General features: G+C 27.1%; 21 protein-coding genes and 1 other annotated feature. Of the genes, 3 read left to right on the top strand and 18 right to left on the bottom strand.

Going from position 1 to position 21,745, the window contains the following annotated elements; genetic code table 11:
• Nucleotides 1-46 precede the first annotated feature (46 nt).
• Entirely contained in the window at nt 47-823 is a 777-nt protein-coding gene (locus tag IBJ83_RS07615; protein WP_201275982.1) for a hypothetical protein, read from the bottom strand.
• Nucleotides 816-2,474, bottom strand: a complete 1,659-nt coding sequence (locus IBJ83_RS07610) for a histidine kinase N-terminal 7TM domain-containing protein (RefSeq protein WP_201275981.1) — start codon at nt 2,472-2,474, stop codon at nt 816-818. Before IBJ83_RS07610 ends, IBJ83_RS07615 begins: the two co-directional genes overlap by 8 nt.
• Nucleotides 2,475-2,661: 187 nt before the next feature.
• Between IBJ83_RS07610 and IBJ83_RS07605 the strand changes: the two genes are divergently transcribed.
• Nucleotides 2,662-3,111 (top strand): hypothetical protein, encoded by a 450-nt coding sequence (locus tag IBJ83_RS07605; RefSeq protein ID WP_201275980.1) that lies wholly within the window; start codon nt 2,662-2,664, stop codon nt 3,109-3,111.
• Nucleotides 3,112-3,180: 69 nt separating this feature from the next.
• On the opposite strand, the gene IBJ83_RS07600 is transcribed toward IBJ83_RS07605, so the two are convergent.
• The 6 genes from IBJ83_RS07600 to IBJ83_RS07575 form a co-directional block, all read right to left on the bottom strand.
• The gene (locus tag IBJ83_RS07600; RefSeq protein ID WP_201275979.1) at nt 3,181-3,612 is read right to left on the bottom strand and encodes a SoxR reducing system RseC family protein; all 432 of its coding nucleotides are present in this window, start codon (nt 3,610-3,612) and stop codon (nt 3,181-3,183) included.
• Entirely contained in the window at nt 3,600-4,313 is a 714-nt protein-coding gene (locus tag IBJ83_RS07595; protein ID WP_068472043.1) for a tRNA threonylcarbamoyladenosine dehydratase, read from the bottom strand. Before IBJ83_RS07595 ends, IBJ83_RS07600 begins: the two co-directional genes overlap by 13 nt.
• A complete protein-coding gene (gene aspS, locus IBJ83_RS07590; RefSeq protein ID WP_201275978.1) occupies nt 4,303-6,075 on the bottom strand; it encodes an aspartate--tRNA ligase in 1,773 nt (590 codons plus the stop codon). The genes IBJ83_RS07595 and aspS overlap by 11 nt, the downstream gene beginning before the upstream one ends.
• Nucleotides 6,076-6,111: 36 nt before the next feature.
• Nucleotides 6,112-6,269, bottom strand: a binding site (T-box leader).
• Between the two features lie 44 nt (nt 6,270-6,313).
• The gene (gene murJ / locus IBJ83_RS07585) at nt 6,314-7,834 is read right to left on the bottom strand and encodes a murein biosynthesis integral membrane protein MurJ (protein ID WP_201275977.1); all 1,521 of its coding nucleotides are present in this window, start codon (nt 7,832-7,834) and stop codon (nt 6,314-6,316) included.
• 45 nt (nt 7,835-7,879) lie between these two features.
• A complete protein-coding gene (locus IBJ83_RS07580; RefSeq protein ID WP_068472037.1) occupies nt 7,880-8,608 on the bottom strand; it encodes a hypothetical protein in 729 nt (242 codons plus the stop codon).
• Between the two features lie 31 nt (nt 8,609-8,639).
• Nucleotides 8,640-9,071: a macro domain-containing protein gene (locus tag IBJ83_RS07575; protein WP_201275976.1), complete on the bottom strand. Its 432-nt coding sequence runs from the start codon at nt 9,069-9,071 to the stop codon at nt 8,640-8,642.
• 297 nt (nt 9,072-9,368) lie between these two features.
• Between IBJ83_RS07575 and IBJ83_RS07570 the strand changes: the two genes are divergently transcribed.
• A complete protein-coding gene (locus tag IBJ83_RS07570; protein ID WP_201275975.1) occupies nt 9,369-10,580 on the top strand; it encodes a tRNA(Met) cytidine acetate ligase in 1,212 nt (403 codons plus the stop codon).
• Between the two features lie 38 nt (nt 10,581-10,618).
• On the opposite strand, the gene IBJ83_RS07565 is transcribed toward IBJ83_RS07570, so the two are convergent.
• The 10 genes from IBJ83_RS07565 to IBJ83_RS07520 form a co-directional block, all read right to left on the bottom strand.
• The gene (locus IBJ83_RS07565) at nt 10,619-11,308 is read right to left on the bottom strand and encodes an LrgB family protein (RefSeq protein WP_201275974.1); all 690 of its coding nucleotides are present in this window, start codon (nt 11,306-11,308) and stop codon (nt 10,619-10,621) included.
• Entirely contained in the window at nt 11,292-11,678 is a 387-nt protein-coding gene (locus IBJ83_RS07560) for a CidA/LrgA family protein (RefSeq protein WP_201275973.1), read from the bottom strand. Before IBJ83_RS07560 ends, IBJ83_RS07565 begins: the two co-directional genes overlap by 17 nt.
• A gap of 91 nt (nt 11,679-11,769) precedes the next feature.
• Entirely contained in the window at nt 11,770-12,654 is an 885-nt protein-coding gene (locus IBJ83_RS07555; protein WP_201275972.1) for a DegV family protein, read from the bottom strand.
• A gap of 106 nt (nt 12,655-12,760) precedes the next feature.
• Nucleotides 12,761-13,303: a 5-formyltetrahydrofolate cyclo-ligase gene (locus tag IBJ83_RS07550; protein ID WP_201275971.1), complete on the bottom strand. Its 543-nt coding sequence runs from the start codon at nt 13,301-13,303 to the stop codon at nt 12,761-12,763.
• The gene (locus IBJ83_RS07545) at nt 13,303-14,580 is read right to left on the bottom strand and encodes a bifunctional folylpolyglutamate synthase/dihydrofolate synthase (RefSeq protein WP_201275970.1); all 1,278 of its coding nucleotides are present in this window, start codon (nt 14,578-14,580) and stop codon (nt 13,303-13,305) included. Before IBJ83_RS07545 ends, IBJ83_RS07550 begins: the two co-directional genes overlap by 1 nt.
• Nucleotides 14,581-15,432, bottom strand: a complete 852-nt coding sequence (locus IBJ83_RS07540) for a bifunctional 5,10-methylenetetrahydrofolate dehydrogenase/5,10-methenyltetrahydrofolate cyclohydrolase (protein ID WP_201275969.1) — start codon at nt 15,430-15,432, stop codon at nt 14,581-14,583. It lies immediately after the preceding gene.
• A gap of 10 nt (nt 15,433-15,442) precedes the next feature.
• On the bottom strand, nt 15,443-16,081 hold the full coding sequence (locus IBJ83_RS07535; protein WP_068472018.1) for a cyclodeaminase/cyclohydrolase family protein: 639 nt from the start codon (nt 16,079-16,081) through the stop codon (nt 15,443-15,445).
• A gap of 16 nt (nt 16,082-16,097) precedes the next feature.
• Nucleotides 16,098-17,768 carry a formate--tetrahydrofolate ligase gene (locus tag IBJ83_RS07530; RefSeq protein ID WP_201275968.1) on the bottom strand — a complete coding sequence of 557 codons (1,671 nt, stop codon included), beginning with the start codon at nt 17,766-17,768 and terminating at the stop codon, nt 16,098-16,100.
• A 408-nt stretch (nt 17,769-18,176) separates the two neighbouring features.
• Nucleotides 18,177-20,858, bottom strand: coding sequence for a calcium-translocating P-type ATPase, PMCA-type (locus IBJ83_RS07525; RefSeq protein WP_201275967.1), 2,682 nt, complete (start codon nt 20,856-20,858; stop codon nt 18,177-18,179).
• Between the two features lie 252 nt (nt 20,859-21,110).
• The gene (locus IBJ83_RS07520) at nt 21,111-21,437 is read right to left on the bottom strand and encodes a heavy metal-binding domain-containing protein (protein WP_068472012.1); all 327 of its coding nucleotides are present in this window, start codon (nt 21,435-21,437) and stop codon (nt 21,111-21,113) included.
• Nucleotides 21,438-21,558: 121 nt separating this feature from the next.
• Between IBJ83_RS07520 and IBJ83_RS07515 the strand changes: the two genes are divergently transcribed.
• Nucleotides 21,559-21,732: a hypothetical protein gene (locus IBJ83_RS07515; protein ID WP_201275966.1), complete on the top strand. Its 174-nt coding sequence runs from the start codon at nt 21,559-21,561 to the stop codon at nt 21,730-21,732.
• The last annotated feature ends 13 nt before the right edge of the window (nt 21,733-21,745 follow it).

Here is a 21,745-nt window from a genome sequence, read left to right as displayed (position 1 = left end):
AATTACTATTATACCTCTTTGAGATGTTTTTTTCTATTCTTACTGGCTAACTTAATTTTACAATATGGGATTTTGAAATTAAAATTTCTTTAGAACGATTTATCTTTACTATATCTTTTAATAATTTTTCAAGAGATTTTTTTTGATTTTGAATTTTTAACCTTTCCTCTTCCAGTTTTTCAGTTTTGGCATACAAATCTGTAATGTTATGCACTATAACTTGAAAAATTTCTACTCCATTTATATTAATCGTACTTTTATCAAAAAGAAAAACTTGCCCTTTAATTTTATATGCAATAGAATCTTTAAAAAATATTTTCTTTACATCTAATTTATTATTTTCAAGTAAAGCAAGGAAATATTCTATATTATTAATATAAGTTCCTGAAAAAGAAAATATTATTCTATTCATAACCCTATTAATCAATAAAGATTTTCCAGTTTTATCATAAAAACAAATTCCAACAGGTATATTATCAATAGCCTCTTTTATAGAATTTCTATCAATAGTATCTTTTTTTCTTTCCATTTTCAACAAAAACGCAAGTATGACTAATATAGAAATGAAAATTATATGATATGAAATTTTAATTTTAAAAATAAAAAATTTACTCATTTCAAGTCTCTTTAAAACTACATCACTAAGATACTTAGCAATAATAGTTTCTAAAAGCAAAAAAATTAATATAACAAAAAGAGCAATATTTCTAAATTTATTCAAATTTGATTTAAATTCATAACAAAATATAATCGAAACAAGCAATAAAGCGATTAAACTAATAAATAAGAATAAATCATTAGTAGTCATAATACTATCAATCATTAGAATTCGCCCCCTTTTCACAAATACTATATGATAATAACTTACCAAAAGTTTCTGTGTTAATTTCAAATTCTATATTTTCATATTTTTCTTTAACCCTATCAAAATTAATTTCTAAATAACTTTCTTCTTTCAATTCAATTTGTATAAAAAATTTTTTCTTACAATTAGATGAAATAAAAATATTATCAATATTAAAAATATGTTTTTCAACAATATTTTCAAAAATCTCATAAAATAAAAGAGCATTCTCTCCATAAAATTTATTTTCATCTTCAATATTAATGACACAATAAATGTCGAAAAATTCAAGATTAGTGGAGCTTTCTAAAAGCGACAGCTTTAACTCTCCGGAAGCTAGTTTTTCTCCAATTTCATTTATTAAAATCATATTTGTAAATCTTTTTACAAAAGTTCCAATTACATTTATATTTTTTAAAATATTTTCTTGAACGGAATAATCTTTCCCCTCCATATCATTTAATAATTTTTTTATTTTTGAAATTTTATATGAAATACTATTTGAAATAAGTGTAAAGATTTGACTTTGATGCACCAAACTAAGTTTATGCAATTTTATTCTATACTTTTCCTCCAATAAACTTAAAGAATTTTTTATTTCATTTGAACTTTCAGCTATTTCGTCATTTAATTTATTAATCTCTGAAATGTCTTTTTGCCAAAGAACATTTCCTCCTAAAATTTTAAAGGTGTAAAGCAAATTGTTTTCGTCTAAATTTATCTTTTCATTTTTTATGCTTTTAATAATATCTTTACTAAAATTTTCAGCAATATCTGAACGATATTTAACATTTGCTTTGTTATCTACTATTGTTAAAGGAAGTTTTATATCTTTAAAAAATATTTTATAATTATCATTGGACGAAATTTCTCCAACAAAAACCAAAGTTTCAAGTAGCAATATACAAAAAAAGCACATAAAAACTGTAAAATCTACTCCAAAAATATTTTTACTACCATTTAATGAATAAATAATATTATATATAATACATAGAAAAATCACAAAAAACGGTAACCAATTATATCTAATATTCTTTTTAAAATATGATTTCTTTAAAAATATATAAAGCGAATAAGTAGTAATAAAGACAATCCATAATGCAATTATGAAATAAAAAAATACTTTTTGTCCATCTCCATCATTAATGGAATTAAATTTAAATACAAGTTGATGTATATTATTTGTAAGTACAATAAAAATTAAAATTACTGAAAAAGCAGTTGGAAAAACAATTTTCGGAACATAATTTTCATCTTTATCAATACACAAGCTAATAAAATAAAAAAGTAAAGGAATTAAAATCATTGGAATATAATAACAATATCTAAGAAATCTTGTTGTATCCACAGAAATATTACTGTATTGAAACTTAAACACACGAACAAAAACCCAAAATAGCAATAGATATGAAATGTTAAGAGTATATTTTTTTATATTTTCATTCAATATTCTTTTATTTATTTTCAATCCCCACAATATTATATTTAAAAACAAAATTAAACTTAAAAATTGGGCAAAAAAAGTATCTATAATATGTGAACTAAATTTATAATCTCTTAAAAATCCATATAAAAAAAGAAGAATACAACTTATAAATAATTTAACAAAAAATTTATCTATCTTTTTCATAATATCCTCCTTTTAAAATAATCTTTATGTTATAATATCATTTTTTTGAGAAAAAATCAATTTGTTCACAAAATATATAATTATTAAAATACTACCCAAAAGTGTATAACTATATAAACTTTTTTATGTTATACTATAGTTACAAATTAGAACATACTAATTTAATTTATTTTAAGGGAGGCATATTATGAAAAAATTCAAAAAAATTATGTTATTTGTATTACCACTATTAATAATGTTTTCATTAGTTGCTTGTAAAGCTTCAAGTAATTCAATAGTTGGACAATGGAAACCGGAAGGAAAAGCTAGTGGTGCAATGAAAGAATTAACTGACTCAGAGTCATTAAAATTCTTAGGTGTGAAAGGTGAAGTAACATTAGTATTCACTAAAGATGAAAAGATGGATATTAAAGTTGGAGATGAAAGTCTTTTAGAAAAAATGAAGTCAGTGGCTGCTCTTGCTGGAGAAGAAGCTAAAAAAGAAGCTGAACAAATGGAAATGAAATATAAAGTAGATGGAGAAAATTTAACAATTAACTTTATGGGAGATGAAGTAAAAGCTACTTTCTCAATAAAAGATAATAAACTTACAATAAAAGACGAAGCAGGAGAAACTGTTTTTACAAGAGTTAAATAATAACCAAAAAATTTTATAAGAATTAAATAAAAAGATGCAAAAGGTCGATTCATTGAATCGACCTTTCATTTATATGTCTTTTTTTGAAATTTTTTGTTCCATATACATTGCTTTTGTTGATAGATGAGCATATTTTTTATCTACAAGTTTAACTACAAAAAAGGCTAAAATCATTGTAACAACTCCAACTAAAAAGCCAATTATATCTATTCCTTTTAAATTCGGAAAAATCACATTAACTAAAACTATTGAAAGCATAAACATTAAAAGTGGAAAACCATACAGAAAAATAGAATATTTTAAAACAATACTACTATCTACACCTATTTTTACATAATCACCAACTGCAACGTCCAATGTCTTTTTCATAACTATATGCATAGTCGGTGTTGGACAACCACTACAAGTTTTACAAGTTCCTTTACAACCACTTATCCTTGAAACCAAAACTTTACACTTATTCTCAGGCAAAATTTTAGTTATATATCCTACTTGTTCCATAATATCAAATCCTTTACTACTTCTGATGTAATAATAAGTCCTAAAGTTGAAGGAATAAAACTTATGCTGGACGGTGATGATTTTCTTCTCTCATTAGATTCAATCTTTTCCCCAACAGAAATTTCATCTGAATAGACGCATTTTAATTTTTTTACTCCCAAACTTTTAAGCTCTTTTCGCATAACTCTTGCAAGTGGACAAACCGAAGTTTTATAAATATCAGCTACTTTAAATCTTGTAGGGTCTAATTTATTTCCTGCTCCCATTGCGCTGATTATTTTTATATTATTTTCATAACAATATTTTGCAAGATAAATCTTAGAAGTAATTGTATCTATTGCATCTACAACATAATCATAATATTTTAAATTAAATTTTTCAATATTATCTTTATCTAACTTTTCCTTAAAAACATTAACTTTTATATCGGGATTAATAAGTTCTATCCTCTTTTTCATTTCATCAACTTTATATTTTCCGACATTATTTAACATTGCATGAATTTGTCTATTCACATTTGTTATATCAATAGTGTCAAAATCTACAAGTGAAATTTCCCCGATTCCACAACGACAAAGTGATTCAACGCTAAAACTTCCAACACCACCAATTCCAAATACAATTACTTTAGAATTTTTCAAAATATTAAGTGATTCTGTTCCTATTAAAAGTTCTGTTCTCGTATAAATATTATTTTCCAATTTTTAAATTTAACTCCTCAAGTTGTGCCTCTGAAACTATGCAAGGTGCTTCTGTAAGCAAGTCGGATGCAGATTGTGTCTTTGGAAATGCTATTACATCTTTTATATTATTTGTACCCGCAAGTAACATAATCAATCTATCAAGACCAAATGCAAGTCCGCCATGTGGTGGTGTTCCATATTTTAAAGCCTCAAGTAAGAATCCGAATTTAACTTCAGTTTCTTCTTTTGTTAGACCTAATGCCTTAAACATTTTGTTTTGTAAATCAGAATTGTTAATTCTAATTGAGCCTCCACCAAGCTCATCTCCATTTATTACAATATCATAAGCCTTTGCATAAACTTTTTCAGGATTGCTTTCTAAATATTGAATGTCCTCATCTTTTGGGTGTGTAAATGGATGATGTTTTGAAACATATCTTTGTTCTTCTTCATCATATTCAAAAAGTGGAAAATCTACTATCCAACATAAATTATATTCATTCGGATTTAATAAATTCATTTCTCTTGCAATTACACCCCTTAATGCTCCTAATGAATTTAAAACTACATCATTTTTATCTGAAATAATTAAAATTAAATCATCATTTTCAGCATTCATTTTCTCTTTAATATTAGCAATAATTTCTTCATTTAAGAATTTTGAAATTGAAGAAGTTACTTCCCCATTTGCAATTTTTATCCAGAAAATATTTTTAGCCCCATAATCTCTTATTGAGTCTATTAATTTATCAATTTTCTTTCTAGTATATTCTTTTGAATATTTACCGATTGAAATTGCTCTTACACTTCCACCTGATGAAATAGCATTTTTAAATAAATCAAATTCAACATCTTTAACACAATCTGTAATATTTCTAATTTCAAAACCAAAACGTAAATCAGGTTTATCACTTCCATATTTTTCCATTGCATCATCATATTTCATTCTTTTTATTGGCAATTCAATATCTATTCCTTTAATTTCCTTAAATAATTTTTGTAACATTCTCTCATTTACATCGATAACATCTTCAACATCTACAAAACTCATTTCAAGGTCAACTTGAGTAAATTCCGGTTGTCTATTAGCTCTTAAGTCCTCATCTCTAAAACATTTTACTATTTGGAAATATCTATCCATTCCTGCAATCATTAAAAGTTGTTTCATAATTTGTGGTGATTGTGGAAGAGCATAGAAGTTACCAGGATTAACTCTTGAAGGTACAAGATAATCTCTCGCTCCTTCCGGTGTTGGTTTGTTTAAGTATGGAGTTTCTATTTCAACAAAATTATTTTCTGAATAAAAATCTCTGATTAATTTACAAACTTTTGCTCTTAATTTTAAATTATTTTGTAAACTTTCTTTTCTTAAGTCTAAAAATCTATATTTTAATCTTAAATTTTCTGAAGCATTGTCGTCATCTTTAATATAGATTGGAGGAGTTTGTGCAGTATCTAAAACTACAAATTCATTAACTTCAATCTCAATATCCCCTGTTGGAATTTTAGGATTTTTGCTTTCTCTTTCAGAAACAATACCTTTAACAGCTAAAACAAATTCTGATCTAACTTCCTTTGCACTATTAAAAATTTCTTCTCCCAGTGTATCTCTTACAACAATTTGTGAAATACCTGTTGTATCTCTCAAATCCATAAAAATTAATGAGCCTAAGTTTCTTTCCTTAGCAACCCACCCCATTAAAATTACTTCTTTTCCAATATCTTCTTTTCTTAAGTTTCCACACATATGTGTTCTTCTTAAATTTCCCATTTGTGCCATATCTTTCCTCCTTGTATAAAAAAAGTCCCTGCAAACTGCAGGGACGAATATAATCCGCGGTACCACCCTAATTATTGGTATCTCTCTTTAAAATAAAAGCTCCGGAGTGTCCCACCTTAAATCAAATATTAGCTTTCACCAAATGCTAACTCTCTAAAAATTTCCTTAAAGTTTTTTTCCTTCAACGCATATATTTAATTTTTTCTAATTATATCAACAAATGTAATTAAAGTCAAGTCTATACAATTTTACTTTCTAATTTATTTATTATTGCTCTTAAAATATCTAATGCCTGTCTTGTTCTAAGCAAGATAGAAACTGTCGCATAAATTATTACTGCAAAAATTATTGATACAAGCAAACTTAAGTTGTTTGAAAATCTTGAATGTAATACAGTAAAAATAACTTTTGAACCTATAGCCATAAATAAAACGGAAATTATCATCTTGTATATATTTTTCAACATAATTCTACACTTTATTTTACCTATTTGTTTTTCCAATTTTATATAAAGATTTATCGCTCCAAAGAAAGACGCAATAGTTGAACCTAATGCAAGACCGTTAAGTCCCATAAACCTTGATAAAATTACTGATGAAAAAACATTTAAAACAACCATTTCTATTGAATTTATCAAAGGAATCTTTGTTAACTTTAATGAATAGAATGATGAAGATAAAACATCTCTAACTCCTAGTCCTATAAGTCCCAAAGAGTAATAAAATAATGCACCTGAGACCAATGTAACGTCATTTTCATCAAACTTTCCTCTCTTGTATATCAAAGTTATTATTTCAGTAGAAAAAATCATAATTCCAATAGCTGAAGGAATAACAAGATATAAAATAGTTGAAATTGTCTTTGTTATTTGTACTTTAAACTTCACAGTTGATTCTATTGCGAGTCTGCTCAAAGTCGGATAAATTGCTGTTGTTATTGAAACAATCATTATTCCCCATACAAATTCATAAAGTCTTATAGAATAAGTTAAAACAGAAATACCCTTATCAGAAATAAATGATGCCAAATTTTGGTCTATAATCATATTTATCTGATTTACTGCAACCCCAAAAATTATTGGAAGGGCTAAAATCAAAAGTCTTTTCACATTTTCGTCTTTAAAATTTAGAACAAACTTATGTCTATATTTTGTTCCTCTGATTGCAGGAATATATGGAACATATTGAAAAATTGTAGCAGTAGCAACTCCAACCGGAGCAAGTATCGGATTAATTTTATAACTTATAATCAAAAATACAATTATAACTATATTATATAAAAATCCTGTTGAACCCGGTATAACAAAATTACCCTTTATATTCAAATATCCTTTTAAAATGGCATTTAAAAGTTGTGCAAACATTCCAAGTATTGTAATTCTTGTAAATTTAACAGATAATTCAAAAATTTCTCCAGAATATCCCATAGCAAATATAAAAACTATTTGTCTGGCAAAAATATAAGCTAAAATAGTCGCAATAATCCCTATTATAAAAATTATATTTAAAATATTACTTGTAAATCTATCTGACTCATCTCTTCCTTTAGATTTATACAAAGACGTATATGTTGGTATAAAATTTGTAGAAAGTCCGGACATTACAAATCCTAAAATAGTATATGGAATTAAAAATGAAATTTGAAAAGCGGTTGCTATCTCACCTGTTCCATAAAAATACGATAATAATATTTCTCTAAAAAATCCTAAAATTTTAGATAAAATATTTATAATCATAAGTAAAAAAGCTGTATAACCCATAAAATTCTCCTATCATAAAAAAGTCAAAAACGCATGTTTTTGACTCTAGTTTTTATATCTACTTGTAACTTTATCATTAAGCCCATACCATATAAATATCCTTGAAGTCTTACATAAATGTTCCATAAATACCTTTTTTATATGTGCATAAAGTTCTTCTAAATCTTTTTTTGTCAAAAAATTTTCTTTTTGTAAAATATAATATCTATTACCCTGAAATTCCAACTTTAATTGTTTTACAATATAATTGTTAAGATTAAAAATATAGTCTTTTATTACATTTTCGAAAAAATCATTAGTTTTTTCTTCAAACTTTTCATTTAAATTGTAATAATCTATAACATTATTTATAAGTCTATTTCTAAATCTATAATCTTTAGAAGTCAACTTTCTAACTATAAGTTTTTGTTTTCTACTAATCTTCAAATCAGGATAATTAAGTAAAAAATAATTTTCCAGTTCATTTGCAAAAACATTAGACTTTTTACCATAGATATATGAATTAACGGCAAGTACAATTTCCAAGCGATTAATATCATCATAAACTACTTTTTTAACAGCGCTTTTGATATATTCTCTATCTGTTCTATTCTTGTAAAAAACATCTAAACTCTTAGAGATTTTATTAAAAATTGCCTGTCTAAATCTTACATTAAAACCACGTTGTTCTATTGAAAGTGAGGAAATAAAAATATCAAAAGCAACAGAATCTTTTAAATACAAAAAACTATACTCTAAAGCACGTCTAGTATCTCTATCTAATAAAGTATTCATATTCTCCTCCTTTCATAAATTTAAATCTAATCTATTTACACATAAAAACTACAATATCTTTTTTTACATTTCTTAAAAATCTTTTAAAAACTTCACTATGTTTTGAACTATAACTATTTAAAAGCCTTGTAACATCAACTGCTATTGTGTTAAATTCATACTTTTCAATTCCTGATAAAATATTTGAAAAAATTTCTTCCAAAAATTTTTCATCTTCTTCAGTTTCAATACTTTGTGGAATTGAAGAAATAATAACATAAGTCGTTTTAAGGTTAAATGCCGGAACGATTTTAAACTCTCCGGTTGCAAACGAACTTATCTTGCTAAAAACATCAAGTAGTCTATCTCCGGCCTTAGAAACTAATTCCATAGTATCTTCGCTTGAAAAAGCATTGTCAACAAAGTAAACAATACAATCTGATTCAATATCAAAAATGCTTTCACTAACCACTCTAATGTCCATAACAAAACCTCCAAAAAATATTATAAAACAGTACGTTTATTATATAGTTTTTTTTGTATTTAGTCAATAATCAAAGATACATAATATTGATAAATTTATGCTTAAAAAATTATATCAAATTATTAATTCAAGTTGAAAAGTTATTTGAGTGAAAATATGATATAATAAGTACAGTTTTATGGCTATTGTATAAAAGTGTATTTATTTCATCATATTTACCATTTAAAGATTATCTAAAGTGAAAATATGATATAATAATCTTAATAAAATTCATAATAAAAAATTAAAGGAGAATTTATGAAAGTTTCCGGAATAATTTCTGAATACAACCCATTTCATCTGGGACACAAATACCAAATAGATACTTTAAAAAATGAATTAGACACTTTTGTAATTTCAATTATGAGTGGAGACTTTGTTCAACGTGGTGAATGTGCGATTTTAGATAAATATACAAGAGCAAGCCTTGCTGTAAAAAATGGTGTAGATTTAGTTATAGAACTTCCTTTTTATTTTAGCCTACAAAGTGCTGAAAATTTTGCAAAAGGTGGAATTTCAATTTTAAACAAATTAAATATTGTAGATTATCTATGTTTCGGCTTTGAATGTGAAAAAAAAGAAGACATTTTAGAAATTGCAAAATTTCAACTTAAATATAAAAATGAAATAGAAGAATTTTTAAATTCTGAAATGAAACTTGGAAAAAGTTATGCTGTCGCATATAAAAATGCTTGTATAGAAATAAATAAAAAGTATAATGTTTTAGAAATTAAAGATGACTTTTTTATTTCAAATAATATTCTTTCAATAGAATATGTAAAAAATTTAATACTTTCAAACTCAAAAATAATTCCTTTCCCTATAAAAAGAAAAGGCGAGAATTATAATAGTGAAAACTATAATTCAAATGAGCAATTAAGTGCATCTGCAATCAGAAAAGCAATTTATGAAAATAATTTTGAAAAAATAGAAAATTTTATAGATAAAAATACTTTTGAAGAACTAAAAAATTCAGTAAAAAACAATATTCTTCCAAATGAAAAAAATATTTTAGAAATATTGAAATACAATATTTTAATAAATCAAATAAACCCTGAAAATATTGTAAATTATGAAAATGGAATTTTAAATTTGATAAAGAAAAATATGTTTACCGTAAATTCAATAGAGGAACTAGTAGAAAAAATTCAAAGTAAAAGATATAAAAAAGTTAGAATAAAAAGATTTATTTACAATTACCTGCTTAATATAACTAACGATATAAAAGAAATATATTCAAAAGAACCTGAATATATAAGTGTTCTTGCATTTAATAAAAACGGACAGGAACTATTAAAAGAAATAAAAAATAAATCAAATTTAGAGATAATAACTACACACAAAAGCTCACAAAATTTATCAGAATTACAAAAAAACAAATTTGAATTGGAACAAAATGCAAGAAAAATTTACAAACTATTTACAAATAACAAAAACTCAACTGAATTTATTTCATTTTTAAAAAAATAACTACCGAAAGAACGGTAGTTATTTTTCATTAATTTTCATTAAATAAAATTTAAAATTAAAGGTATTAGTATAACTGCTAATACTCCGGAGATTGAAATTGAAACTGTTGAAATTGAACCTTCCACTTCTCCAAGTTCCATTGCTTTTGCAGTTCCTAAAACGTGACTACAAGAACCAAGTGAAACCCCTCTTGCAATTTTATCATCAATCTTAAAAATCTTAAAAATCAATTCTCCAACACTATATCCTATAATTCCACATATAACTATAAATACCATAGAAATTTCAATTATTGCACCAATTTTTTTAGAAATTTCATATCCTATTGCTGATGTAACTGACTTAGGTAACATTGAAAGCAAAATTTCTCTATTTATTCCAAAGATATTACATAAAATAATTCCAGTGATTGCTCCAACACTTATTCCGATTAAACAACCAAGAAAAATTGGAATAAAATATTTTTTGATTATATCTAAGTTCTTATAAAGTGGAATTGCTAAAACAACTGTTGCAGGAGCGACAAAAAAAGTTAAAATATCAGCACCTTCTTTGTAATTCACATAAGGAATTTTAAAAATCAAAAGAACAGCTATGATTAAAACTGAAGATGTAACCATTGGACTTAAAAATTTTAATCCCAATTTAGTTTGAATTTCATATCCGATAATAAAAGTTATAACAGTTAAAAATATTCCAAAAAGTGGACTATTAATCATTAATTCCATTTTTACTACCTCCTTTTACAAAAATTTTTACTAAAAAAGAAGTTGCAAATGCTGTAATAATTATAGATACGACTACACTTACAAATAAAATCAAAAATATTTGTAAAAATTTCCCGTTAAAATAATTAAATTTATCTATAACACCAATAACCAAAGGTGTCATAAATAATGTAATATTTTCAAGCAAAAACTCTGAAACTTTTTCAATTTTTTTAAGCTCAATTATTTTAAAATATAATAATACAACTAAAAATAACATCGATAAAATTGTCGCCGGAACAGGAGATTTAAAAATTATTTCTACCAATGTCCCAAAAACTAAAAAAATTAAAATAACTAAAAATTCATAAATATGTTTAATATTAATCATCTCCCCAAAAATTAAAATACTCTTTACACAATGCTTCGCATAAGTTGGTAGCAACCTTATTACTTCACAATAAAAGGGTTATTTCTAACCCTTAAATTTCAAAATTATCATATTTTCCATATAACTCGTCTAAATAAACCATAACCAAAATACTAGGACCTGTATGACAACCGATAACAGCATCTACACCGGTTATAATAATATCTGAATTATTAAACTCTTTAGTTAAAAGCTCTTTTAGTTCATTCGCTTTATCCATACAATCGCCTTGTAAAATAACAATAGTCTGCTTATCTAAACAATCAGATTTTTTCTTAACTATATCAACAACTTTTTTCTTAAAAGCCTTATGTCCTCTAACTTTATCGAAAAAGTTAAGTTTTCCTGTTTCTTTAGAAATATCTAATATAGGACAAATATTTAATAAATTACCTAAAATAAATTTAGCCTTATTTAATCTTCCACCTCTATAAAGATATGTCAAATCGTCAACTGTAAAAATATAATTTATATGATTTTTATAAAAATCAATATATTTTAAAATCTCTTCTAAACTTTCTTCATTTTCAAGCATTTTGGCAACTTTAATAGTTAAAGCACCATAACCAAAACTAGCACCTAAACTATCTATTATATGAATTTTTGCATTTGGAAATTCATCTAACAAATCATTTTTTACCATATTTGCTGTATTAAAAGTTCCAGAAAGTCCAGAAGATAAAGAAATATAAATAATTTCATTTTCATCTAAAATTTCCGATTTAAAAACATCATAAAACTCTTTATATGAAACTTGTGAAGTTTTATAATCAATACCTTTAGCCATATTTTCAAATAATTTATATTTGTCTATATCAGAATTTAAAGTATATTCATTTTCGCCATCTGTAACCATCATGTTAAAAATTTGGATTTTATATTTTTTGGCAATTTCTACTGGAATATCTGCTCCCATATCAGAAAATAGCTTTATCATATATACCTCCTATTTTCAAAAATTTACCTAGTATATATAATATAACATTTTAAAAAATTTTGCAAGAAAAAACAGCTTTGAAACCAAAACTGTTTTAAAATTCATGTTAATTTGTAATTACCAACTCAACAGGCAAGTCAAATTCATTTGTTGGAACTTTTTCTATGATTTGTTCTTTAAAGGCTAAAGCTATTGTATGTCCTTTAAAGTCTTTTAAATATCTATCATAATATCCCCCGCCAAAGCCGATTCTGTAGTTGTCTTTGTCAAAGCCAACACCCGGAACTAAAATCAAATCAATATTTTCTTTTTCAATAATATTTTCTTCAATTTCAGGTGGAGTTTTTATTCCATAATGTCCCTCAACTAACTCGTCTAAAGAACTTATTTTATAAAAGATCATCTTTCTAGTTTCCTTTTCACAAATAGGAGCACAAATAATTTTACCTTCTTCTAATAATTTTTCAATTATTGGATATGTATTTATCTCTGTCCCAAAAGGAATTGTAAGCGCAATACATCTTGCATTTTTAAAATTTTCATTTTCAAATAACTTTTTATATAAAATCTCTTCAAAATTTTTTCTATCTTCTATTGATATTTTTTTTAATTTTTCCTGAATTTCTTTTCTTAAAAATTTTTTATCCATTAATAATCACTAACTCCCAAAAGATTACGCACTTCTCCAACAAAATACAAAGAGCCGAAAGCCGATATAACATCATCTTCTTTAGAAATTTCAATCGCTTTATTTATTGCATCTTGATAATTTTCAAAACTATAAACTTTCTTTTCTGTTAATTTTTCAATTCTTTCTTTTAATTCTTTAGATTCCATTGCCCTATCAGAATCCGGTCTAACAGTTAAGAATACATCAAAACAAGGAACTATTTTAGCTAACATTTCATTGTAATCTTTATCAGCTAAAACCCCAAAAATTCCAATTTTTTTATTGTCTTTATAATAAAAATTCATATTTGAAATGAATTTATCTATTCCGTCAATATTATGTGCTCCATCTAAAATAAAATCAGGATTTTTTGAAACTAATTCAAATCTGCAAGGCCAAGTTACGCTTGAAAAACCATTATAAATGCTTTCGTTTGAAATTTCAAATCCCATTTTTCTAAGTTGTTCAAGTAATTCAAGTGAAATTGTGGCATTATTAATTTGATGCGAACCAAGTAAATTTATTTTTAAATTTTTAAAATCTTTATAATTTATTATTTGTCCATTTTTTGTGTTTTCTAAAAGTTCAATTTTTTCTAAATCATTTAGAATAACTTTAGAATTTTTAGAATTAGCAACCCCAATTATACTATCCATAGCTTCTTTACTTTGTGAATACAAAACAAGAGGAACATTTTCTTTTATAATTCCTGCCTTTTCGAGAGCAATCTCAGGAATTGTATTTCCTAAAAATTGTTGATGGTCTAAACTTATTGAAGTTATTAAAGTTATTAGAGGGTTTTGGGCTACATTTGTAGCATCAAGTCTGCCACCCAATCCTACTTCCATAATCGCAAAATCGCATTTTTCCCTATAAAAATACAAAAATGCAATAGCTGTTACAAGCTCAAAATCAGCGGAAAAAACTTCCATTGTTTCTGCGACTTCTCTAACCTCATTCATCAAGTCTATTAACTTATCTTCAGGAATATTTTTATTATTAATTCTAATTCTTTCTTCAAAATTATAAATAGATGGAGAAGTGAACATTCCAACTTTATATCCTTGTGAAACTAAAGCAGAATTTACAAAAGAAGTGCAGGAACCTTTACCGTTGGTTCCTGCAATATGAATAATTTTTAATTTATCTTGTGGATTTCCTAATTTTTCCATAAGAGTTTTTATATTTTGTAAACCTAATTTAATTCCACTGCAAACTTCTCCTCTAAGTTTTATCATTGCAGTTTCATAATCCATTTATTTTACCTTTTTTCTAGCAGCGATTAAACATTTTTCAGCTAAAACTGAAGTTGTTATTGAGCCAATACCACCCGGTACCGGATTAATAAAACTTGCAATTTCAGAAACTTCATCAAAATGAACATCGCCTGTTACCTTTCCATTTTCATCATAATTTGTTCCAACATCAACTACGATTGCCCCTTCTTTTACAAATTCTTTTGTAACAAAATGAGCCTTACCGATAGCTGAAACTAAAATGTCTGCATTTTTACAAACTTCTTTTAAGTTTTGAGTTCTACTATGACATACAGTAACTGTTGCATTCTTTGCTAATAATAACATTGCAACCGGTTTACCGATAACATTACTACGTCCCAATACAACTGCATTTTTACCAGTTAAATCTAAATCATAGAATTCTAACATTTTTATAACTGCTGCAGCAGTACAAGGAATAAAACTGTCTTCCTTAGGATAGAAAACTTCTCCAATATTATATGGACTAACACCGTCAATATCTTTTTTAGGATTAATCTTCATACCAACCAAGTCATCATCGATATGTGCAGGTAATGGTCTTAAAAGCAAAAATCCATCTACACTATCATCATTTCCAATTTTTTCAAGTTCGGCTATAAAATTCGCCTCTGTAATATCCTCAGGGAAATGAAATTGAACACATTCAATACCTAGAGAAGATAAAACCTTTATAGCAGCATTTTCATAACCGATAGAATCACTTCTGTCTCCAACTCTAATAAAACCACAAGTAGTAACTTTTCCTTTTTCCTTAAGTTCAGCAACTCCGGCTTTAATTTTTTCTTTTAAAGCTATCGCTACTTCTTTACCTTTCATTATTGTTGTCATAATAATCTCCTTATTTCAAAAAGCCATTAAAGATTTTTTCAAATGCTTTATTAGCAAGTTCAGTTCCTTCTTTTAACAATTTCATAGATTTTTCATTTATCATCTTGATATTGTCTTCGTTTTTCATTGAACAAGTATTTGCGAAAACACTAAGACTTGCACCCTTAAGTGCAGACTCTAAAAATACGGCGCCTGTTGCAACATCACCAATTAAATTTTTATTACCTATCTCAGTTAATCTGTCAATCAAAAGAATAGCCTCATAAGATTTTTCCATTATTTGTAATGGAATCATAGCAGCCTTATAAAGATTTTCTTCCAGAGCCTCTCTCTTTAATCTCTTTTCTTCATCAGTATTTCTTGGCATTTTATAGCATTGAGAAAGTGGATAAAAAGCATCAGCATCGCCTTGAACTAACTCTTTTAATGAAATAATTAATTCATTGTATTTTTTAATTTGTTCTTTTATTTCTTCTTCAACATCTTTAAACTTTTCATTACCAGTTGTATAAATTGCGTCCATATTTAAAAGTGCAACACCTAAAGCACCAACAAGGGCAGAGGCGCCTCCACCCCCTGGTACAGGTTGTTTATCTGATAATTCTTGAATAAATAAATTTATGGTTTTATCACACATTTTTTGTTCCATAAATTCCTCCTATTAACTAGAATAAACCAACTATCTTTCCATCATCTGTAATATCAATATTATTTGCAGCTGGAACTTTTGGAAGTCCTGGCATAGTCATAATATCGCCACTGTAAGCAACAGCAAAACCTGCTCCCGCAGCAATCTTTATGTCTTTAATATTTACTTTAAAACCTTCAGGTCTTCCAACTTTATTCTTGTCGTCAGAGAATGAATATTGTGTTTTAGCCATACAAATAGGAACATTTTTAAAGCCTAATTCTTCGATAGTTCTAATTTTCTTTTTAACTCCAGGAGAGAAAGTTACACCAGAACCACCATAAACTTTTTGAACAATTTTATTTAATTTTTCTTCTAATGAATCTTCAATATCGTAAATTTGATTAATTGGTTTGTCATTTTCAGCAAGTTTAACAACTTCATTTGCAAGGTCAACTGCACCTTCGCCACCTTTAGCCCAAACGTCAGAAAGAACAACATTAACACCTAATTCTTTACATTTAGTTTCGATTAACTTAATTTCAGCGTCAGTATCTAGTGGGAATTTATTAATTGCAACAACACATGGAATACCAAATAAGTTTTGCATATTTTCAACATGCTTTAACAAGTTTGGAAGTCCTTTTTCTAATGCAACAAGGTCTTCATTTCCAAGTTCAGTTTTAGCAAGTCCACCATGCATTTTTAATGCTCTTACAGTAGCAACAACTACAACAGCATTAGGATTTAAATCTGCAAATCTACATTTAATATCTAAGAACTTTTCAGCACCTAAGTCAGCACCGAAACCTGCTTCAGTTACAACATAATCAGCATATTTTAAAGCTAATTTTGTAGCTATAATACTATTACATCCATGAGCTATATTTGCAAATGGTCCACCATGAATGAAAGCTGGAGTATGTTCTAATGTTTGAACAAGATTTGGTTTAATAGCATCTTTTAATAAAGCAGCCATTGCACCTTGTGCTTTCAAATCTTTTGCAGTTACAGGTTCGCCTTTTCTATTATAAGCAACTATAATCTTTCCAAGTTTTTCTTTTAAATCTTTTAAATCATTTGATAAGCATAAAATAGCCATTACTTCTGATGCTACTACTATTTCAAATCCGTCTTCTCTTGGAATACCATTAACTTTCCCATTTAAACCGTCAACTATGAAACGAAGTTGTCTATCGTTCATATCTACAACTCTCTTTAAAGTAATAGTTCTAGCATCAATATCTAATTCATTTCCATGATTGATATGGTTATCTAACATTGCAGCAAGTAAGTTATTTGCTGCTCCAATAGCATTAAAATCTCCTGTAAAATGTAAATTTATATCTTCCATAGGAACTACTTGAGCATATCCACCACCAGCAGCTCCACCTTTAACTCCAAAAACCGGTCCTAAAGAAGGTTCTCTAAGTGCAAGAGCAGTTCTTTTTCCTATTTTATTTAATCCATCGCCAAGCCCTACAACAGTTGTAGTTTTTCCTTCTCCTGCAGGAGTTGGAGTAATGGCAGTAACTAAAATTAATTTACCATTTGGTCTATCATTATAATCTTTTAATTCGTGTATATTTAGCTTAGCTTTGTAATTTCCGTAAAGCTCTATGGCTTCTTCTGGGAATCCTAAGTAATCAGCAACTTCTCTGATAGGTTTCATTTTTGCTTCTTGAGCAATTTGCACATCTGTCTTCATAAAAAAATCCTCCTTTTTTATTTACAAAAAAAATTTTATAAGGGAATCGTTATTCCCATCATTAAGTATATAACTTATTTAACAATTTGTCAATGTCTTTTATTAAAAAAAGAAATTTACCTGCATATAAACCAAACTATACACTTATAATATAAGATACCCTTATGGATAAAATATAAAACACAATTTTTTAAAATTTTTCAATTTATTTTTTTATAGCAAAATGAATATTTTTTACATATTTAGTGAACTACTGTTTACTAACAAAGTATAATTAAAGCAAAATTTGTCTTATCTATAAATTTTTTTAATATAAAAAATCAATTAAAACGTTTCTTAATTTTGATAAGACATAAAAACTGACCTCCAAACAAAGGTCAGTTTAAATTTCTAATAATATTTTTTATATTATTTTTTTCTTATAACTTTTGAAATTTCTGCAACTACAAAAGGAACAAATGCAAGTGGAATTGCAACCGCTAATTCTTTTATTCCTAATGAAACAGTATCGAAATATGGTTGTAAGAATGGTACATAAACAACTACAAGCATCATAACAAAGGATAAAGCAGTTCCATATACCAATGTTTTATTTGAAAATATTCCAATATGGAATAATGTAAATCTACTACTTCTAACTGAATAACTTCTTAAAAGTTCTGATGTTATAAGTGTAAAGAATGCAACAGTTCTTGCTCCTTCAATATGATTTGGATAATGATGCATTCCATAGAAATATGCTCCAAGTGTAGCAACTGTAATTGCTAAAGCTTGAGAAATTATACTGTAAATCATATCTTTATCCAAAATCGGTTCATTTGGATTTCTAGGTGGAACTTCCATAATATCCTCATCACCCTTTTCAACTCCAAGTGCAAGAGCAGGGAAACTGTCTGTAACTAAATTTAACCAAAGTAATTGAATAGGTATAAATGGTACCGGAATATTCAATAGAATTGAAACTAAAACTATCAAAATTTCCCCAACATTACAAGATAATAGGAAAGAAACAAATTTCTTAATATTTGAATAAATTATACGTCCTTCGTGTACTGCTGAAACTATTGTAGCAAAATTATCGTCAGTCAAAATTACATCTGAAGTATTTTTTGCAACATCTGTTCCGGTAATTCCCATTGAAACCCCTATATCAGCTCTCTTGATAGCAGGTGCATCATTTACTCCATCACCTGTCATCGCAGCAATATGTCCATTTTTCTTTAAAGCACTAACTATTTGTACCTTATTTTCAGGACTTACACGAGCAAAAACTCTTGTAGTCTTAACTACTTCACAAACTTCTTCTTCAGTCATTTTATTTAACTCACGACCCATAATGGCCTTTGAGTTTTCATCTAAAATTCCTAAATCTTTTGCGATTGCAACAGCTGTTTCAAGATAATCTCCCGTTATCATTATTGGAATGATACCGGCTTTTTTACATTCTTTAATGGCTTCTTTAGCTTCAGGTCTTGCAGGGTCAATCATTCCCATAAGTCCAACAAAAACCATATCTCTTTCAATATTTTCAGTTGTTTGTTCTTCAGGTAATGAATCAAATTTTCTATAAGCAAAAGCTAAAACACGAAGTGCTTGTCTGGCAAATTCAATATTTTGTAAAAGAACTTTTTCTTTTAATTCAGAAGTAAATTCTTCTTCTTTTCCATTTATTAAAATATACTTACAATTATCTATTACAATATCAGGTGCGCCTTTTGTAGCAGAAACAACATTTGCTCCAAAAATATTTTCATTAAAAGTTGTCATCATTTTTCTTGTAGAATCAAAAGGTATCTCTGCAATTCTCCTATGTGCAATATTTAATTCTTCTTTAGAAATATTTACTTTTTCAGAAAGAGTTAATAATGCTCCTTCAGTAGGATCGCCTACAATTTTATAAAGATTTTCTTCATTAATAAGCTTTGCATCATTTACTAAAGTTGCAATCTTAGAAATTGAAATAAAATCTTCATTTTCTTTTGCATTAGTCTTTTCTCCATTTAAAAGTATATCTCCAACAGGCTCATAACCTGTTCCTTCTACATCATAAACAGAATTATTTACAAAAACTTTTTTTACAGTCATTTCATTTTGAGTAAGTGTTCCCGTTTTATCTGAACAAATTACTGTTGTAGTTCCTAGAGTTTCAACTGCTAAAAGTTTTTTTACTATTGCATTTTTCTTAACCATTCTAGTCATACCAAGTGATAATACTATTGTAACAATCGCAGGTAAACCTTCCGGAACAGCTGCAACCGCAAGAGAAATTGCAGTTAAAAGCATAAGTAAAAATGGTTGTTTATATAAAAGTCCTACAAGGAAAACAACAATACAAACTCCTATTGTTATAAGCCCTAAAGACTTTGAAAGTCCTGCAAGCTTTCTTTGAAGTGGAGTATCTTCATCTTCAAAAGAATCAAGAGTTGTAGCAATTTTACCGATTTCTGTATTTTCTCCGGTAGAAATAACTATTCCAAGTCCTCTACCATAAGACACGATAGTTGATGAATAAGCCATATTTTCTCTATCGCCTATTTCCATTTCTCCCTCATAAACTTTTTGGGCAAATTTTTCAACCGGTACGGATTCTCCAGTTAAAGACGCCTCATCAATTTTTAAGTTTACACTTTCGATAAGTCTTAAATCGGCAGGAATAATATCTCCTGTTTCAAGTTCAACAATATCACCAACAACAATTTCCGGAGAAGGAATATGAAGTAACTTTCCATCTCTATAAACCTTAGCCATAGGACTTGCCATTTTTTGTAAAGCCTCAATCGCCTTTTCAGCCTTTCCTTCTTGATTAAGTGAAAGAATTGCATTTACAACTACTATCGCAATGATTATAAAAGCATCTGTTATTTCACCAACCACAGCTGACATAATACAAGCACCAATCAAAATTAAAATCATTGGGTCTTTAAATTGGTCGATTATTTTTGAAAGAAGTGATTTTTTATTTTTTTGTTTCAATTCATTTCTTCCGTTTTTTTCTAAAAGCTCACTTGCTTTTTCACTTGAAAGACCATTTTTTAAATCACTTCCAAGTTCGTTGATACATTCATCTGTACTCTTATTGTACCAAAACATAATTTTTCCTCCTTTAAGGTTTTTTTGCATAAAAAAAACCTTGTTTAATAAAATTAAACAAAGGTCTTGCTTCCTATTGAAATAGTTAGGTGCTTAGCCGGGATAAACCGTATTGACGACTAAACAAAATTAGCTACTCCCCTTTATTGACTATATTATACTAAACTTTTAAAATTATTTCAAGTATAATACATCAAATTTCAAAAATAAATTCCTATCAAAAAAGTGTTCCAAAAATGAAACACCTAAAAATTATCTTTTTTCAATTCTAACAGCAGTACCTGAACAAGTAACCATCATCATACTGTTTGACGCTCCAAGCATTTCATAGTCCATTTTAAGACCGACAATAGCATTTGCTCCTACTTCATTTGCTCTTTGCATAATTTCTTTTAAACTTTCATCTCTTGCTCCCATTAATTCTTCTTCATAAGAAGATGAACGTCCACCAAAGAAATCTCTAAGACCTGCACTAAAGTCTTTTATAAAATTAACACCTGTAATTACCTCTCCAAAGATAACTCCCTTATACTCAACAATTTCATATCCGTCAACATTATTTGTAGTTGTAATTATCATAAATACTACCTCCTCTAAAATAATATTAGCATATTTTTTTACTTTTGTAAATATTTTTATTAACAAAAAAATGTTAATATTATAAACAAAAATAAAACTAATTCTTATTTAAGGAGCTAATATGAGAAATAAAAGAATTTTATCTATTTTAATTTTATCAGCAATGGTTTTAACTTCTTGTGGTAAAGGTAAAGTAGATAACAAAGTTGAAAAAGAAAAAATAGATATTAGTTTCCCATATTGTAAAATTAAGTTAGCCAGTAAGAATAGAAAAAAACATCTCAAAGAGGTATAATAGTAATTGAACA

It is taken from the genome of Parvimonas parva, assembly GCF_016552165.1.
GTDB classification, from domain to species: Bacteria; Bacillota; Clostridia; order Tissierellales; family Peptoniphilaceae; genus Parvimonas; species Parvimonas parva.
Note: the sequence above shows the minus strand (reverse complement) of the source record. Positions and strands in the feature narration are given on the sequence as shown.

What these genes read in the sequence shown, in the direction of transcription:
- IBJ83_RS07615 (WP_201275982.1), bottom strand. Translation starts at nt 823, where the DNA reads ATGATTGATAGTATTATGACTACTAATGATTTATTCTTATTTATTAGT.
- IBJ83_RS07610 (WP_201275981.1), bottom strand. Translation starts at nt 2,474, where the DNA reads ATGAAAAAGATAGATAAATTTTTTGTTAAATTATTTATAAGTTGTATT.
- IBJ83_RS07605 (WP_201275980.1), top strand. Translation starts at nt 2,662, where the DNA reads ATGAAAAAATTCAAAAAAATTATGTTATTTGTATTACCACTATTAATA.
- IBJ83_RS07600 (WP_201275979.1), bottom strand. Translation starts at nt 3,612, where the DNA reads ATGGAACAAGTAGGATATATAACTAAAATTTTGCCTGAGAATAAGTGT.
- aspS (WP_201275978.1), bottom strand. Translation starts at nt 6,075, where the DNA reads ATGGCACAAATGGGAAATTTAAGAAGAACACATATGTGTGGAAACTTA.
- murJ (WP_201275977.1), bottom strand. Translation starts at nt 7,834, where the DNA reads ATGGGTTATACAGCTTTTTTACTTATGATTATAAATATTTTATCTAAA.
- IBJ83_RS07580 (WP_068472037.1), bottom strand. Translation starts at nt 8,608, where the DNA reads ATGAATACTTTATTAGATAGAGATACTAGACGTGCTTTAGAGTATAGT.
- IBJ83_RS07575 (WP_201275976.1), bottom strand. Translation starts at nt 9,071, where the DNA reads ATGGACATTAGAGTGGTTAGTGAAAGCATTTTTGATATTGAATCAGAT.
- IBJ83_RS07570 (WP_201275975.1), top strand. Translation starts at nt 9,369, where the DNA reads ATGAAAGTTTCCGGAATAATTTCTGAATACAACCCATTTCATCTGGGA.
- IBJ83_RS07565 (WP_201275974.1), bottom strand. Translation starts at nt 11,308, where the DNA reads ATGGAATTAATGATTAATAGTCCACTTTTTGGAATATTTTTAACTGTT.
- IBJ83_RS07560 (WP_201275973.1), bottom strand. Translation starts at nt 11,678, where the DNA reads ATGATTAATATTAAACATATTTATGAATTTTTAGTTATTTTAATTTTT.
- IBJ83_RS07555 (WP_201275972.1), bottom strand. Translation starts at nt 12,654, where the DNA reads ATGATAAAGCTATTTTCTGATATGGGAGCAGATATTCCAGTAGAAATT.
- IBJ83_RS07550 (WP_201275971.1), bottom strand. Translation starts at nt 13,303, where the DNA reads ATGGATAAAAAATTTTTAAGAAAAGAAATTCAGGAAAAATTAAAAAAA.
- IBJ83_RS07545 (WP_201275970.1), bottom strand. Translation starts at nt 14,580, where the DNA reads ATGGATTATGAAACTGCAATGATAAAACTTAGAGGAGAAGTTTGCAGT.
- IBJ83_RS07540 (WP_201275969.1), bottom strand. Translation starts at nt 15,432, where the DNA reads ATGACAACAATAATGAAAGGTAAAGAAGTAGCGATAGCTTTAAAAGAA.
- IBJ83_RS07535 (WP_068472018.1), bottom strand. Translation starts at nt 16,081, where the DNA reads ATGGAACAAAAAATGTGTGATAAAACCATAAATTTATTTATTCAAGAA.
- IBJ83_RS07530 (WP_201275968.1), bottom strand. Translation starts at nt 17,768, where the DNA reads ATGAAGACAGATGTGCAAATTGCTCAAGAAGCAAAAATGAAACCTATC.
- IBJ83_RS07525 (WP_201275967.1), bottom strand. Translation starts at nt 20,858, where the DNA reads ATGTTTTGGTACAATAAGAGTACAGATGAATGTATCAACGAACTTGGA.
- IBJ83_RS07520 (WP_068472012.1), bottom strand. Translation starts at nt 21,437, where the DNA reads ATGATAATTACAACTACAAATAATGTTGACGGATATGAAATTGTTGAG.
- IBJ83_RS07515 (WP_201275966.1), top strand. Translation starts at nt 21,559, where the DNA reads ATGAGAAATAAAAGAATTTTATCTATTTTAATTTTATCAGCAATGGTT.